This is a genomic window from Methanolobus vulcani (assembly GCF_006546655.1).
In the GTDB taxonomy this organism is placed as follows: domain Archaea; phylum Halobacteriota; class Methanosarcinia; order Methanosarcinales; family Methanosarcinaceae; genus Methanolobus; species Methanolobus vulcani_A.
Genome location: NZ_VIAQ01000019.1, coordinates 126,194 through 143,362, shown reverse-complemented (window position 1 = coordinate 143,362; position 17,169 = coordinate 126,194). Strand labels below are relative to the sequence as shown.

Sequence of the window (17,169 nt, the reverse complement as noted above, 5' to 3'; positions counted from 1 at the left end):
GAAAAGTCATTATGACTCTCTAAAAACAATATTCAGGGGATATTAAAAATAATTAATATGACATCTATTATATATTATGTGCAATAATTACACATTAACATAATATAATGCAGCACGGTTGATATTTTACTTATATATAAATAATAACTACTTTTTTTCAAAAAAGTAATCAAAGAGGATATATGAAAGATAATTCCAGATCTTTAAAGCGCATTCAGGAGAAAATAGAGACGGAATACTCGTGCCTATTCAATAACGATAAAGCTGTTATGCTAATTATTGATCCTGATAGCCTGGATATTATCTATGCTAATAATGCTGCTTCCTATTTTTATGGCTGTTCATCTGAAGATTTCAGACAAATGAAAATAACTCAAATCGATATGATGTCTGAACAAAAAATAAAAGTAGAGTTATCTAAAGCAGAGAAGGGGATTCAAAATCATTTCATCTCTAAACAAAAACTGCAAAATAATGAAATCCACGATGTTGATATTTGTTTAATTCCAATAACCACTGAAGAAAGAACTCTTCTTTGCTTAATGGTCAATGATATATCAAAGGTAAATGAATGTGAAGAAGTTCTTCTTGAAGATGAAGCTAATGATAGGGATTTAAGATATATCACAAGTAAAAACGATCAAATAATAAAGAATGCCATCAGTGGAGTAGTCCTCCATAAAATGATTTTTAATGATGATGGAAAACCAATAGACTGCATCTATTTGGAAGCAAATCCAGCTTTTGAGAAATATACTGGACTGAAAATAACCGATGTTATTGGCAAACTTATTACTGAAATTCATCCATATGTAAAAGAAACATCCTTAATTGAAACATACGGAAACGTTGTTCTCACTGGAATACCTGCAAGTTTTGAAACATTCAATCCACAGCAAAATAAACATTATTCTGTGAACGCATGTAAAATTGAAGATGATTGTTTTGCCGCTATTATTCAAGATATCACTGAACGTAAAGAAGCAGAAGCTGTTCTAAGGAATACTGTAGGACAGCTACGTACACTGGTGAATACTATTCCAGATTGCATATGGATTAAAGATGTCCATGGTACATTCCTCGGATGCAACCCTAAGTTCGAGCGATTAGTTGGTGCTAAGCAAGAAGATATTATTGGAAAGACAGATTATGATTTTGTTGCCAAAGAACTTGCAGATTTTTTCAGACAAAAAGATATCGAAACATTAGAAGCTGGCAAGCCTTTGGTGAATGAGGAATCAGTTACCTATGCTGATGACGGCCATGAAGAATATCTGGAAACTATTAAAAGTCCTATGTATGATTCAAATGGAAAACTTATAGGTGTGCTGGGGATTGGCAGAGATGTTTCCGAAAGAATGACGGCTGAAGAAAAAATTAAAGAAGAAGCTATTAGAAGACGTATATTCTTTGAACAATTAAATGATGGAATTGTTGTTATCGATCAGAATGGAAAGATCGTTGAGGCAAACCAGAAATATGCAGATATGCTTGGCTACCCCATGAATGAATTACTTCAACTTCATATATGGGATTGGGATGAATCATTTACCCGTGAGAAGTTATCCGAAGCAATCAGAACTACTGACCAGCATGGCTATTTTAAGACAAAGCACCGCCGTAAGGATGGTAGTTCATATGACGTTGAGGTAACCAGTACCAATGCTACGATATGTGGACAGAACCTGGCATATTGTATTTGCAGAGACATTACTGAAATAAATAGAACTGCAGAATCATTGAAACAAGCAAAGCAGCAATACAAACATGCATCCAAACTGTTGCAGGAAGTAATAGAAAGTCCAAAAGATGTTGTTATATTTGCTCTTGATAAAGATTACAGGTACATTACTTTTAATAAAAATCATCAGATGACAATGGAACATATCTGGGGTTCCAGGATCGAGATTGGTGTTAGCATGCTTGATTACATCAAAAATCCTGCAGATATGGAAAAGGCAAAAGCTAATTTTGATAGGGTACTTGCAGGGGAAGCTTTCACTGTTATTGAAGAATATGGTGATTCCTCACTCAACAGAAGATGGTATGAGAATGTGTATAGCCCGCTTGAGGATGATGATGGAAATGTTATTGGGCTTACATTGTTCTTAACAGACATAACTGAAAGCAAACTGGCTGAAATTGAATTGCTAAGGAAAGACATACAACTGCGTACTGCACAAAGTGTCGGAAATGTCGGAAGCTGGGAAATCGACTTAACTTCTCACATAGTCGATGCATCCGAAGAAGCAAGAAAAATCTATGGAATTGAAGATGATAAAGAATATACTAATGAATATATACGAAATTTAGCGTTACCCGAATACCATCAAATGCTATCTGATTCAATGATTGATCTGATTACAAAAGGCATCCGTTACGATGTTGAATTTAAGATTCGGCGAGTAAGTGATGGCGAAATTCGTGATATCCATTCCGCTGGAGAATATTTTGCTGACAGGAATGTGGTCATTGGTATGATTCAGGATATCACTGAACGTAAAAATGCAGAAATGACACTAAAAAATAGTGAGAAACAACTGCAAACGATTATAGATACTATTCCTGATCTTCTATGGGTCAAAGACATTAATGGTGTATTCATCACATGCAATCATAAATTAGAACAATTATTGAATGCAGATATAGCAGATATCATTGGAAAAACAGATTATGATTTTGTTGATAAGGAAGTTGCAGATCTGTTCAGGCAGAAGGATTTTGAAACTTTAGAAACAGGTAAGCTTACTATCAATGAAGAAATGGTCACCTATGCTGCTGATGGACATCAAGAATATCTGGAAACCATCAAAACTCCAATGTATGATTCCAGTGGAAAAGTCATGGGGATTCTGGGTATTGGTAGAGATATTTCTGAAAGAAAACAAGCAGAAAAGTCCATCTTAGAAGAACACAAACGTCTGGCTAATATCATCGAAGGTACGAATGTCGGGACATGGGAATGGAATATTCAGACGGGTATAACTTCATTTAATGAACGTTGGGCAGAGATAGTAGGTTATACACTCAACGAACTGCTTCCTCTTGATATCCATACATGGAATAAATTGGTTCACCCTGAAGATAAGAACGAAATGAATGTACTTCTTCAAAAACACTTTACGGGCGAACTGGAAATCTATGATCATGAAGTACGTATGAGGCATAAGAATGGAGAGTGGGTGTGGATACATGCTCGTGGTAAAGTAATAGAATGGGATGACGCGGGAAAACCCCTTCTCATGTATGGAACTCATGCTGATATCACTGAGAAAAAAAGGACTGAAGCCAGGTTTGCAGAAGAAACTAACAGAAGACGTATCCTTATAGAGCAGTCCAATGATGGAATAGTAGTTCTCAATGATAAAGGTGAGGTTATTGAAGCTAACCAGAAATATGCTGATATGCTGGGTTATTCTATGAGTGAGTTACTCCAATTGCACGTATGGGATTGGGACAATAGATATTCACCTAAGCGACTAATTGAATATATAAAAAACACTGATGAATCCGGGGTTATATTTGAAGTACTTCAACGTCGTAAGGATGGGAGCTTCGTTGATGTCGAAGTTAGCTCTAATGGCATAATCCTTAACGGTCAGAAACTGGTTTTTTGCGTGTGCAGAGACATAACCGAACGTAAACAGGCAGAACTGCTCCTTCTTCAAGCTAAAGCCCTGGCTGAGGAATCAAATCAGATCAAATCGGAATTTATTGCGAACATGAGCCATGAACTTCGCACACCACTTAATTCTGTTATTGGTTTTTCCCAGATATTGAATGAAAAAGTATTTGGTGATCTGAATGAAAAACAAATGCATTATATTTGTAATATACAGAGAAGTGGCAATCATTTGTTAGAACTTATCAATGACATCCTTGATATTTCAAAAATTGAATCTGGCAATATGGAATATGCACCTGAAATAACAGATATCAAAGAAATAATGGATGAGATTACAGTACTAACGGAACCTCTGGTTGCCGATAAGCATATTGTTCTTGAAACCAACAGTGAATTCGATAAGCTGGAAATAAATGTCGACAGAATGAAAATCAAACAGATCATGTTCAATCTTCTTAGCAACGCGATCAAATTTACACCTAAAAATGGGAAAGTGTGGTTTGATTCTAAAATAATCAACGGAAATATCCAGATATCTGTATCCGATAATGGTATTGGAATTCCTCTGGAAAAACAAAAAACTATTTTTGAACCTTTTAAGCAAGCCAGTTCATCTACAAGCCGTACTCACGGAGGAATAGGACTTGGGCTTGCTATTGTTAAATATTACGTGGAGATGCATTCAGGGCAGATACATGTTGAAAGTGAACCTGACAAGGGAAGTTCATTCACTTTTACAATACCGATTGATTCGGGAAGCTGTTAATTTCTATATGCAAGAACTCTGATTAATCCTCCCTCATCTAGGCGAATCAAAACACATCTGTAATGAGTTTTGAATAGTCGAAAATAAGAATGGAGCCTCAGGCGTACTATCAACCTCGTGTTAAAGCTGATCTCTATTGAGTTTTGTATTGTATCAGTTGCTTGTACTTATAGAAGTACAAAATGGGTTACAAAGAGGAATTCATTTTGAATCATTTATTGAGGGTGACTTGTCTAATTAGAATGGGAGAGTTTTGGAGCTAATTGGATTAACTCCTATAGATATCATTGTTTTATAAATTTTTATGTACAGTTATGCTTAGCACATATGGCACGTGCTACAATACGTCATTTCAATTATTATTTTTTACATAATTATATTTATATAGTATGTGTGACTTCATGCACAGTTGTGAATAACTTGCTAAAATTTAAATATTTATTCATAATGTCAGAAATATTTGCAAACTGATACGTATAGCAAATAATAGTTATTTACAAAAATTTGATTAATATTAGGCTAGGGATATACATGATGGAATACTTGCTAGGTAAAAAACATAAATTTGAAGATTCTCTTGATACTTCAAAAGATAATTCAACTGCCGTAAAAGAGATACTCGCACTTGTCGAGGCAGTAGTTGAGGGAAAACTTGATGCCCGTGCCAGAGTTGAATCATACGAAGGAACTGACAGGGAAATATTAGAAGGCGTTAATGAACTTCTTAACGCAGTGGTTGGGCCATTAATTGTTTCTGCAGAATACGTTGACAGGATCTCCAAAGGTGATATTCCTGAAAAAATTACTGATGAGTACAAAGGTGACTTCAATAATATCAAGAACAACCTCAATACCTGTATTGAAGCAATCAATAACCTCGTTGCCGATGCAAATATTCTGGCTCAGGCAGGAGTTAATGGTCAGCTTGGTACTCGTGCTGATGTTTCTAAACATCAGGGTGCATATCTTAAGATTGTTGAGGGGGTCGACAATTGCTTAGATGCAGTTGTAGGTCCTGTGAACGAAGCTGCAAGGGTAATTAATGCCTATGCTAAAGGCAACCTGAATGCGAGAGTAACGATACATACCAAGGGAGACTTCAGGCAACTAAGTGACACTCTTGATGAGTTAGGGGACGAGCTTCAGAGTGTAATCGACGATTTATCAGAAGTCCTCGATTCGATCTCGTCCAATGACCTGACAAGAAATGTAAAAGTTCATGGGGTCGGAGACTTCAGACAACTCACAGAAGGTGTGGAAGATTGCAGGTTGTCCCTGAATGATATGGTCACTCTTGTGAACAAGAACGCTGAAATGATTGCCTCCACTGCACAGGAAATGTCCGCATCCAGTGAGGAAATGACAGCTACCTCCGAACAAATAGCCAGCACTGTAAACGAGATATCAAAAGGCACACAGATGCAGTCCACCAAGACCGAAGAGGTTTCAAGGTCGATGATCGATATGACCCACTCTGTCCAGGAAGTGGCTGGTAATTCAGAGAAGGCTGCGCAAAATGCTGTAGAATCCAACAATCTCATACATGGCCTTGGTGAGATGTCCCGGGACCTCCTGTTAAAGATGGACAGCATCAAGTCTGCAGCGGGCGACTCTTCAAACGTCATCAAAGAGCTTGATGGCAAATCCAAGCAGATCGGGGAGATTGTCAGCCTCATTACAAACATCGCTGACCAGACCAATCTGCTTGCTCTTAATGCAGCCATTGAGGCTGCGAGGGCAGGTGAGCATGGACGCGGGTTTGCCGTAGTAGCTGACGAAGTGAGAAAACTGGCTGAGGATTCTGGTAATGCAGCCAAGGAGATAGCGCAGCTCATCCATGAGATGCAGGATGGAACCCATAATGCAGTTTCCTCTATGAAGATAGGTATGGAGGAAGTGGACATGGGGGCAGTTTCTCTCGAGAAGTCGGTTAGTGCGATCGAAGAAGTTGTGGAAGCAGGAGATATCATTGTTAAGATGGTACAGGAGATTGCTGCGGCTGCAGAAGAGCAGTCCGCATCAATTGAAGAGATCACGTCCTCCATTGAAGAGGTATCTGCCGTTGCGGAAGAATCCGCAGCAGGGACACAGGAGGCTTCCGCTTCTGTTCAGGAACAGTCCGCTTCCATGCATCAACTTTCAACATCAGCACAAGAACTTGCGGATGTAGCGGCTAATATGCAGTCCATAGTGTCGAAGTTCCGGTTAGATTCCGAAAGTGATGCTGCTGCCGGGAAATCAGGCCGTGCCGATAAAAGGGAGATGTCGGTATCTGTAAATATGAATGAAGGATCTCCAAACCATTCAAAGGTAAGATTTGTCTGATGCTGTGAGGTATTCTTATGACAAAATCTGTTTTGAATAAAGACGGCAGCTCTTCTATAGAGCTGCTCCAGTTGGTCATATGCCAGCTTTACAATGAAGAGTTCGGCATTGAGATATCTAAGGTCAAAGAAATCATTCGTATACCTGACATCACTAAAATTCCCCATGCACCGGTTTATGTGAAAGGCATCATAAACCTGCGCAGCAGCATAATCCCCATAATCGACCTTTCGGCAAAGTTCGGCCTTGCTCATGAAAAAATGAGTACTGATTCGCGTATAGTAGTTGTAGAAATAGGGGAGCTGGTTGCAGGAATGATTGTTGACGCAGTTAGCGAGGTATTGAGGATATCAAGTGAGAACATTGAATCCGCACCTGAAGTTATAGTTTCCCAGATCACCGGGAGATATATCCAAGGCGTAGGTAAGATCGATGAGCGTTTACTCATATTGCTTGATATCGATAAGATATTCACCGATGAGCAAAAAGTGCAAATCGGCCGGTTGGAAAATGCAGGATATGTTCCTGCATAATTTTATTTCAGAGGATAAATATCGGGATTTTAATTATAATGCATTGGTGGTGATCTGCTGTCTGAAAATAAAATTTATGCAGAAGACTCGGATGATAGAGGGGAACATTTAGACCATATCTTGGAATTATGGGGTGTGGTGGTTTGGTCTGTAACATATCCTGATCTTAAGATACTTCATGTCAGCCCTTCATTTGAGGATATATTCGACCTGGATTCGCGAGAGCTTGTAAACAAAAATGGTCTTTGGTACCAATATGTCCACCCTGATGACGTAAATATTGTACAGGCTGCGGCAAAAAAAAGAGAACTGGAAGGGGAAGCATCAGCAGAGTATCGCATTTTAAGACCCGACGGGAGCATTCGCCGGATACGTGAACACTCGGAGATTACCTGTGATGAAAATAATGTTCCTTTAAGAGTGAGGGGTATCGTTACTGATGTCACCGAACCAAAAAAAATAGGAAAAAATCTGTGCGAATCTGGAAAATGTTTTAACGCCATTCTCGAAAATATTCAGCTTGTGGGCCTGATATTGGATACGAAAGGAAACATTGTTTTTTGTAATGATTTTTTACTCGGCCTGACCGGATGGAAAAAAGAAGAGGTTCTGAATAAAGATTGGTTTGAACTTTTCCTGCCTGCGGAGATTGTTCATGAGATAAAAAATATCTTCTTCAAGATAGTTGAAACTGAAGATATCCCATCATACAATGAGAACGCGATTGTCACAAAAGACGGAAACAGAAAAATTATTGCCTGGAATAATGCCGTCTTTAAGGATGAAAATGGCCGAATATCAGGTGTTGCCAGTGTGGGAGAGGATATAACCGATCAAAGGATAGCTGAGGAGAAACTTCGCCAAAGTGAGGAACTATACAGGACTACTATCGAGACTTCCATGGACGGCTATAGCCATCTGGATATGAATGGCAGGTATCTTGAGGTGAACGAGACGTACTGCAGCCTCCTCGGTTATACACGTAAGGAACTGCTTGGCATGAGGCTAAATGATGTAGAAGTAAACGAGTCCCCTGAACAGACAGCAACCCGCCTCCTTAAAATAAAGGAGAACGGAATGGACCGTTTCGAGACCAAACTTCGCACAAAAGAAGGCAGGATACTGGATGTTGAGGTCAGTTCGACATACTCTGAAAAAGCAGGTCCGGGATTTTTTGTTTTCATAAGGGATATCACCAAACGTAAGCAGGCAGAAGAGAAACTTAAGCAAAGAGAGGAGCGTCTGGAAAGTCTTGTCGACATACTGCGACGAAAATTCAATACGGTTCGCGAATTCCTGGATACCGCACTTGCCGAATCCATCAAGCTTACCGGAAGCAAAATTGGCTATATCTATTATTATGACGAGGAAAAAAAGGAATTCAGCCTGAACTCATGGTCCGGGGGTGTCATGGAGGAATGTGCCATCACCGATTCGCATACCATTTGCAAGCTTGAGAAAGCTGGGTTCTGGGGAGAAGCGGTCCGCCAGCGTAAACCAGTTATCCTTAATGACTTCAATGTCCATCACCCATTGAGAAAAGGGTTCCCTGAAGGACATGTCGAACTTGGCAGGTACATGACCATCCCCGTATTCAGGAACGATAAGATAGTTGCCGTTGTCGGGGTGGCCAACAAAGAATCGGAGTATAGTGAAGATGATATACTTCAGATAACCCTGCTGATGGATGTCGTGTTGGAAGTTGTCGATCGTAAGCGTTTAAAGAACATTATTGAAGGCACGAATGCCGGAACATGGGAATGGAATGTGCAAACCGGTGAGGCTGTATTTAATGACCGGTGGGCACAGATAACAGGGTACACACTTGAAGAGCTAGCTCCGGTAAATTACCAGACTTGGGCAGACCTCATCCATCCACAAGATAAGAAAAAGACAGAAAAGGCCTTGGAAAGGCACTTTGCAGGGGAATTGGAATACTATGAATGCGAGTTGCGCTTGCGGCACAAGAAAGGAGGATGGGTATGGGTACTGGATCATGGAAAGGTTGTTCAGTGGAGCAGGGATGGAAAACCACTCCTGATGGCGGGAGCTTTCACTGATATTACCGAGCGCAGGCAGGCGGAAGAGAAACTGGCTGAAGAGACGAAACGGCGAAAAATCTTTTTTGAGCAGTCCAACGATGGAATAGTTGTTGTTACCTGGAATGGTGAGGTACTTGAAGCAAACCGCAAATTTGCGGATATGCTTGGTTATTCCTTGGAGGAAGTCCTGCAACTACACGTTTGGGATTGGGCCACCCAATGGACACAGGAAGAAACGCAGAAAAAGTATGTCGATCATCGTCATAAAAGTTCCTATCGTTTTGAGACGTCTCACCGTCGCAAAGATGGTAGTTTTTTTGATGTTGAAATCAGTGTAAACGTATCTGTTGTTAACGGGCAGAAAATGCATTTTTGTGTGTGCAGGGATATTACCGAGCGAAAGCAAGCCGAGGAAGAAATGAAAAGATACAAACAAATCGTTTCTTCGACTCCTGATCTTATCTCCCTTATAGATACAAATTATAGGTACAGTATTGTCAATGACACCTATGGGCGGGTCTCTGGAAAAGAGGAGGAGGAACTGGTTGGGCATGCGGCAGCAGAATTCTGGGGGGATGATCTGTTTAATAACCAAATCAGGGATCTGTATGACAGGTGCTTAAAAGGTGAAACCGTAAAGTACCAGAAGTGGTTTGATTTCCCAAAAACAGGCAAATGTTTTGCTGATATCACTTATTTCCCTTATATCAATAAAAAAGGTGAGGTAGACGGTATAGTTATAAATGGAAGGGATATTACAGAAATTAAGATGGCCGGGGAAGCACTTAGGGAAAGTGAGGAAAAGCTGTCCCTTGCGATGGAAGCTTCAGAGTTCGGTTTCTGGGATCTTGACTTGAAAAGCGGCAGATTATATGCGAATCTCACTGCATACGCAATGATAGGATACGAACCCGAAGATTTGCCTGAAAATCTTGAAGATTTGTTATTATCTATAGTTCATCCAGACGACAAGAAGCTTGTTTTCAAAGCCATTGAAAGCAACAGAAATACCCTTGATAAAATGATCAGCATCGATTTCAGAGTGAAACACAAATCCAGAGAATGGATATGGGTTTCTGCCAAGGGGAAATACTTTATTAACACTTATAGTGGCAAACCACATCACTTTATAGGGACACTGGTCAACATCAGTCCTAGAGTGAAAGCAGAAAAAGCTCTTTTGTATGCTAAACTTGCTGCAGACAACTCCAACCGCATGATGGATGAAATGTTAAACAACATTACCCATGAACTCAGGACACCCCTGGCGTCGGTGATAGGTTTTTCGGATGTGCTGCTCGAAGATACTGAAAAACTCAGCGAACCCCAGAAGAGGTACCTGTGCAACATTAACGAGAGTGGACATAGGCTTCATAATATAGTCAACAAATTACTCGACTTTGTAAATGTAGAACGTGGAAGTCTGGATTCACTCGACATTCGGCGTGTTAATATACAGGAGTTATTCCCGGAAATCCATAATATCCTTTCTGCAAAAGCGGAAAAGAAAAAAATTACAATCAATACTATTATAGACCGAGATTTCGGTGTTGTTGCTGTGGATCGCCAGAAACTCAAAGAAATCCTGTATAACCTTATAGAGAATGCCATTAAGTTCACAGACAGCGGAGGTTCGGTAAAGATAGAGGTAAAAGGTAGCAACGATGCTCTTCTGGTCTCGGTATATGACACGGGCATAGGTATAGTAAAAGAAAGGTTTGAGGAAATCTTTGAACCATTTGTTCAGATAGACGGATCGAGCACCAGAAGGTATGAAGGTACCGGCCTTGGCCTGGCTCTGGTTAAGAAACTGGTAGAGATGCACGGTGGTCATATACATGTTGAAAGTGAAGTGAGGAAAGGTAGTAATTTCACTTTTACAATACCGATTGATTCGGGAAACTGTTAATTTCGATATGCAATAACTCTAATAAACCCTTCATCATCCAGGTGAATCAAAACATATCTGTAATGAGTTTTGAATAGTTGAAAATAAGTATGGAGCCTCAGGCGTGATTTGAACACGCGACCTAGTGATTACAAATCACTCGCTCTGCCGGGCTGAGCCACTGAGGCATTTGATGACGCATTCCACATCTATTTATGGAAAGCAATCCCTTACATATCATAATAGCAGATAAGTTTTATGGTAGCGGACTACCCGGAGATATCCTATGTGGCGTGAAATTTCAAGGATTGGAAAAAAACTTGTGGAGAACGGACTGGTAGAATCCCACTTTGGTAATATCAGTGTGAGGATTGGCAACCGGATGCTCATCACACGCAGCGGTTGCGCTCTGGATGAGATAACAGAGAGCAATGTAGTAGAGGTTCGCATCGACGGTTCATCACCTCTTGACATGATCGCCTCATCCGAGACAATAGTTCACCGTGCCATCTATAGTAAAACTCCTGCCCTTGCCATTGTTCATGCACATTGCCCGTTTGCTGTGACACTCTCCTTACTGGCAGAAGCTGACAGTATCACGCCTGCCGACAGCGAGGGGCAATACTTCCTGGGAGAAGTTCCAATTGTAAAAGGCGGCATCGGATCAGATGAACTTGCAGATAATCTTGCCTCAGCCCTTGCGAATAACAAAACCGCTATTATTTACAGTCATGGCACATTTGCCATAGGAAAAGTACTGGATGAAGCCTATGTACTCACCACACAGGTTGAGCATTCATGCAAGATCAAATACTGGTATGACCTTGCCAAAAACACCAGAACATGAAACTTTACCTGATAATTAGCATGATAATCAGCCTGAAAATATCCTGAAATGCTATAATTTCCAGAAAACGTTAAATCATAAAAATGCTCATTTGGTACAATATCCATGACATTCAATGCTCTAAGACCTGCAGCATCAAAAATACTGGAGCCAATGGCCGTTACGATTGCAAAGATGGGTGTTTCCCCAAATACGATCTCACTGATATCACTCCTGTTTGCGGCACTTTCAGGCATACTATACTACCGGTCAGCCTTTGATCCTCTTCTTGTGCTCGTAGCGGGTTTATTGGTCGCATTTAACTCCTTTTTAGATGCAATGGACGGTCTTGTGGCGCGTCATCTCAATGTATCAAGTGCAAGAGGCGATTTCCTTGACCATGTAATAGACCGCTATTCAGATGTATTTATCATCTGCGGTATCTTCTTCGGAGGCTATGTGGAATGGCAAATAGGTGTCATAACCATTGTCGGTGTCCTCCTTACAAGTTACCTTGGTACACAGGCACAGGCACTGAATCTCGGGCGCTATTACGGCGGTATCATAGGCAGGGCGGATAGGTTAGTCCTTATTATGTTGTCTTCAGTTATCTACTACTTCTATCAGGCTGAAGTCCTTGGATTCTCATCCCTTGGCTGGATGATTCTTATAATCGGAGTTGGAAGCCACATTACAGCTTTCCAGCGCATAGCTCACATCTGGAAACAATTGGAATAATTTCCGCTATACCAATATAACAGTAGACTCTCGGAACCAAGGGGCTAATTTAATTATCTCAAGACCAATTAAGGTTCATGTCATCTGAGATGGGTCTCGACTACGAGTATCTGGAACACACTGCTGATGTAAGGTTTCGGGCTTACGGGAAAAGCCTTGAGCAGGCATTTGAGAATGCAGCCCTTGCCATGCTTAACGTAATGGTGGAAACCTCTTCTGTTAACAACAGCCTGTCAGTAACTGTTGAACTGACATCCTTTGACCTTGACAGCCTGCTCTTTGACTGGCTTTCCGAGATACTTTTCGTATTTGAAGTAGATGAAATGGTGTTTGGTCGGGTGGAAGTCAACAAAATAACCGTTGGCGATGAAGAATGCTCCCTTAAAGCCACTCTCTATGGAGAAACCATTGATCTTTCCGTTCATGTTTTTGATACCGAAGTAAAGGCTGCCACTTATAACGACATGAGGATCGAGAAATCAGATGATGGCTGGATGATCCAGGCAACAGTGGATACGTGAATTTTCAGTTTACCTATTTCCAGCCATTGGGTCAATCAATTTCTTATTATCAATATATTCATACTATTAGAGCACATAATCTCCATTATAGATGCTTGAAGGAAGAAAGACAAGAGGAAATAACATGTCAGATGAAAATGAAACATCAATTTTAGATATTCTCACCAAAGTAAATGATAATATATGGGAGGTGCCCGACAATTACAAACCAGGGATGAATGTTCCGGGAAGGATTTTCGTATCAACCCCTCTCCTTGAAATTCTGGAACCTGAAACCATCGATCAGGTTGCAAACGTGGCATCTCTGCCGGGAATCCAGAAATACTCCATGGCAATGCCGGATGCACATTTAGGTTATGGCTTCTCCATTGGTGGAGTTGCAGCTTTCGATAAGGATGAAGGTGTGATAAGCCCGGGTGGTGTAGGTTTTGACATCAACTGCGGAGTCCGTTTTATACGTTCCAATCTCATGGAGGATGATGTTCGTCCAAGGCTACCTGAACTTCTTGATGCACTGTTCGAGGCTATTCCTTCCGGTGTAGGTTCCAAGAGTCGCATGAGGCTTAACGATGAGGAACTGGATGATGTATTCGTCCACGGAGTGAACTGGGCTGTAAAGAATGGCTATGGTATGCAAGGAGATCTCAGTCATTGCGAGAGCAATGGGATGATGCCAGGTGCTGATCCTTCAAAGGTTAGTGTGAAAGCCCGTAAAAGAGGTCGTCCACAGATAGGAACTCTTGGAAGCGGAAATCATTTCCTAGAAGTGCAGTATGTGGATAAGGTCTATGACGAGGAAGCTGCAAAGGCTTTTGGTCTTAGGGAAGGACAGATCACTTTTATGATCCACTGCGGTTCACGTGGTGCAGGTCACCAGATATGTACTGACCATCTTCAGAAGCTCACACAGGCTTCCAGGAAATACAAGATTCCTTTGCCTGACAAACAACTGGCATGTGCTCCTGCAAGTTCAGAGGAAGCCCAGGATTATTTCAAAGCAATGATATGTGCTGCAAATTATGCATGGGTAAACCGCCAGATGATAATGCACTGGGCACGTGAGGTTTTTGATGAGTTCTTCAAGTCTCAGCACGGTGACCTGGGACTTGATCTTGTGTATGATGTTGCTCACAATGTTGCAAAGCTTGAGAAACACATGATCGATGGCGAGGAAAAAGAAGTCTATGTCCACAGGAAAGGTGCCACACGAGCATTCCCTGCAGGTCATCCTGAAGTTCCGGAAGCTTACAAGGATATAGGTCAACCGGTCATTATACCTGGAAGTATGGGTACAGCATCCTATGTGCTAAAAGGCTGTCCTGCTGCAATGGAACTGACCTTCGGCAGTGCCTGTCATGGTGCCGGAAGGGTTATGAGCCGAAGCAGGGCTAAGAAAGAACTGCGTGGTGAAGATATCCAGAATGAGCTGAAGTCAGAGGGAATCATTGTAAGAGCAACCCAGCCATCACTCATAGCCGAGGAAGCACCAGAGGTCTACAAATCCAGCAGTGATGTCGTGGATGTCGTACACAACCTTGGTATTGCTACAAAAGTTGCACGTGTACTTCCAATGGGAGTTGTCAAAGGTTAAACTGACCTTTGGCTTAATTTTTCTTTTTTAGTTTTCTCAGAATAACTTCTAATTTTAAAATTATCTTTAGTACACAGATACACAGAGTTTACACTAGTTAGCTAAATAACATAAAAGAAGTCTTGCTCTTCAATTGAGCAACGAGGAAACGGAGACATGTTTGAGGGGATGAATGGTTTTGCTTGGTTACAGTTACTATACCTTGAATACAGTTACAAGCAGTAGTTTCCGTTTCCTCTACTTATAATTGGTCATTATTATATATAAATCTGTTTGACATTATTTATATAGCAAACAAGGTTCACTTCCTTAAAGAAGATATAATCTGATATCAATTTAACCGCTATCATTTTAAAACTTATACTTTATTTAGCAACTATGAGCAATGCAGATAAAAATCTCATTAGAGTCAGGACAATGGCCGATATCCAGTTCGGAAAGGGTTGTGGAGATATTCTTTTCCCTGATGGTGTCACATTCCTGCTTTCCAGGACAAAACGTGTAAGACAGGTTCAGTTCAACGGAAAGCACATGGCAACAGTTCGTGCAAAGGATGGAATGCTCACTCTCAGTATAGATGGAGCTGCTGCTCTTCATCAGGGTCTTGAAAAGCCTGCATCAAGAGTTGTAATTTGTGATGATGCAGTTCCATTTGTATCAAAAGGAAAGACTGCTTTTGCAAAACACGTAGTTGCGGTTGACCCGGAACTAAGAGCAGGAGACGAGGTTATCATAGTTGATGGAAAAGACGAAATACTTGCAACAGGGCAACTATTATTGTCACCTGCAGAAGCACTTCGCATGGACAGAGGTCCTGCAGTTGATGTAAGGCGGGGGATAGCACAATCTTAGAATAACTATTTATAAATCTATCTCTATTAAATAGATGAAAATAAAGTCATAGTAGTGCCTTTGATACAGTATATCCGAGACCGGAGAGTGAAAGCATAGAAGAGGAGATATTTAAGACATTTGTAATTCCAGACAATACCAGGATGGAAGAGCATACAATAGTCATAGATGGGGATGTTATTGCAGGCAATCACTCTGAAATAAAGTACGGTATCATTGCAAATTCAGCAATATTTGGTGAAAGGGTCAGCCTCACAGGGGATCTGGTTACTACCGGGGATGCAAGAATCGATATCTGGTCAGAAATTGGCGGGAATGTCAAAACAGATCAGAATGCCTATATCGGAGAATTCGTAACCATCGACGGAAAACTGGTGGTAAAAGGCGATCTCGATATTGGTAACGATGTAAAGATCAACGGTGGTTTTGAAGCCAAGGGCTGGATTGTTGTAAGAAATCCTGTACCGGTCATAGTTTATCTTTTCCTTTATATCAGCGAGCTTCTAAGGCTTGGAAAGGACGAGGAAGTTGAAAAGGCATTAGAGGATCTGTTTGAGGATGATGAAGAGTCCATTGGGCTTAATTCCATGATCATTCCAAACGGTTCCAAGATATCCATGGACTCCATAAAGGTTCCTTCAAACGCGATTATCGGAAGCAAGTGCAGACTTGTAGGGAATATACGTGCAACTTCCCTTGATATGGCAAATGAGACTACACTTTATGGAAGCATACGTACCATTCAGGATGTAAAACTCGGAACAGATAATGTGATTCACGGAAATATAATTTCCAGAGGCAATGTTTACGTTGCTGCAGGAACACATATTCTGGGAGAGATTAACTCGCAGTCAATAAAGATACATGAAAGTGCCCGCGTAGATGGCGTGATGCGTGCACCGGGTGGTATAATCTTTGAGCGTGAGGAAGATGATGCTTTGAGTGACAACGAACTGATGCAACTGGATGTCTGATTGATTCAAGATAGGGTTACCAAAAAAATATGAGGGGATGGCTATGAGTCTAAGTTCAACGTTCCATTTTCTGGATCTTGCAATACGTCTTTGTATAGTGATTCTGGCGCTATTGACATCTTATCTCCTGGTGAAGATAGATCCCGATGTCATACGCTCGCGAATTTATGTATCATTTAACAATCTGAAAAAGTATTTTGTCTTTCTGACAGTAGGGTTTGTACTGTATCTTTTAGAGATACTCGTAACGATAAATTCAGTGCCGGGAAGCACACAGTATGATAACGTTAAAGGTTTCATGCTGCTTATTTTCCAGATATCAATGCTCGTTTTCCTTTATCATCTATATGTGGCGATAAAGGTACCTGACAGACGCATTCTTTGAGAAGTGACATTAGGCTGGCTGTTAGCTGGCTATGTTCACATTTATTTTTCTATTTGTTTTTTCTTGTGACGATAGTCAGATTTAAAAACGGTTCTAATAATTA

At 40.8% G+C, this 17,169-nt stretch carries 11 protein-coding genes and 1 tRNA gene; 11 read left to right on the top strand and 1 reads right to left on the bottom strand.

Going from position 1 to position 17,169, the window contains the following annotated elements:
* Positions 1-182 precede the first annotated feature (182 nt).
* From FKV42_RS12000 to FKV42_RS11985, 4 genes are all read left to right on the top strand, one after another.
* On the top strand, positions 183-4,391 hold the full coding sequence (locus FKV42_RS12000; RefSeq protein ID WP_154810525.1) for a PAS domain S-box protein: 4,209 nt from the start codon (positions 183-185) through the stop codon (positions 4,389-4,391).
* A 531-nt stretch (positions 4,392-4,922) separates the two neighbouring features.
* Positions 4,923-6,716 carry a methyl-accepting chemotaxis protein gene (locus tag FKV42_RS11995; RefSeq protein ID WP_154810524.1) on the top strand — a complete coding sequence of 598 codons (1,794 nt, stop codon included), beginning with the start codon at positions 4,923-4,925 and terminating at the stop codon, positions 6,714-6,716.
* A 17-nt stretch (positions 6,717-6,733) separates the two neighbouring features.
* Positions 6,734-7,249 (top strand): chemotaxis protein CheW, encoded by a 516-nt coding sequence (locus FKV42_RS11990; RefSeq protein ID WP_154810523.1) that lies wholly within the window; start codon positions 6,734-6,736, stop codon positions 7,247-7,249.
* Between the two features lie 138 nt (positions 7,250-7,387).
* Positions 7,388-11,200 (top strand): PAS domain S-box protein, encoded by a 3,813-nt coding sequence (locus FKV42_RS11985; RefSeq protein ID WP_154810522.1) that lies wholly within the window; start codon positions 7,388-7,390, stop codon positions 11,198-11,200.
* A gap of 90 nt (positions 11,201-11,290) precedes the next feature.
* Here FKV42_RS11985 and FKV42_RS11980 read toward each other — a convergent pair.
* A tRNA-Thr gene (locus FKV42_RS11980) sits at positions 11,291-11,367 on the bottom strand.
* Positions 11,368-11,465: 98 nt separating this feature from the next.
* Between FKV42_RS11980 and FKV42_RS11975 the strand changes: the two genes are divergently transcribed.
* The 7 genes from FKV42_RS11975 to FKV42_RS11945 all read left to right on the top strand — a co-directional run bounded on the left by FKV42_RS11975 (position 11,466) and on the right by FKV42_RS11945 (position 17,066).
* Positions 11,466-12,026, top strand: coding sequence for an aldolase (locus tag FKV42_RS11975; RefSeq protein WP_154810521.1), 561 nt, complete (start codon positions 11,466-11,468; stop codon positions 12,024-12,026).
* Between the two features lie 105 nt (positions 12,027-12,131).
* The gene (gene pgsA, locus FKV42_RS11970) at positions 12,132-12,743 is read left to right on the top strand and encodes an archaetidylinositol phosphate synthase (RefSeq protein WP_154810520.1); all 612 of its coding nucleotides are present in this window, start codon (positions 12,132-12,134) and stop codon (positions 12,741-12,743) included.
* A gap of 77 nt (positions 12,744-12,820) precedes the next feature.
* A complete protein-coding gene (locus tag FKV42_RS11965) occupies positions 12,821-13,264 on the top strand; it encodes an archease (RefSeq protein ID WP_154810519.1) in 444 nt (147 codons plus the stop codon).
* A gap of 91 nt (positions 13,265-13,355) precedes the next feature.
* On the top strand, positions 13,356-14,855 hold the full coding sequence (locus FKV42_RS11960; RefSeq protein WP_394348069.1) for an RtcB family protein: 1,500 nt from the start codon (positions 13,356-13,358) through the stop codon (positions 14,853-14,855).
* 378 nt (positions 14,856-15,233) lie between these two features.
* Positions 15,234-15,707, top strand: a complete 474-nt coding sequence (locus tag FKV42_RS11955) for a PUA domain-containing protein (RefSeq protein WP_154810517.1) — start codon at positions 15,234-15,236, stop codon at positions 15,705-15,707.
* 143 nt (positions 15,708-15,850) lie between these two features.
* Positions 15,851-16,681, top strand: coding sequence for an acyltransferase (locus FKV42_RS11950; RefSeq protein ID WP_154810516.1), 831 nt, complete (start codon positions 15,851-15,853; stop codon positions 16,679-16,681).
* Between the two features lie 43 nt (positions 16,682-16,724).
* Positions 16,725-17,066, top strand: coding sequence for a hypothetical protein (locus FKV42_RS11945; protein ID WP_154810515.1), 342 nt, complete (start codon positions 16,725-16,727; stop codon positions 17,064-17,066).
* Positions 17,067-17,169 lie beyond the last annotated feature (103 nt).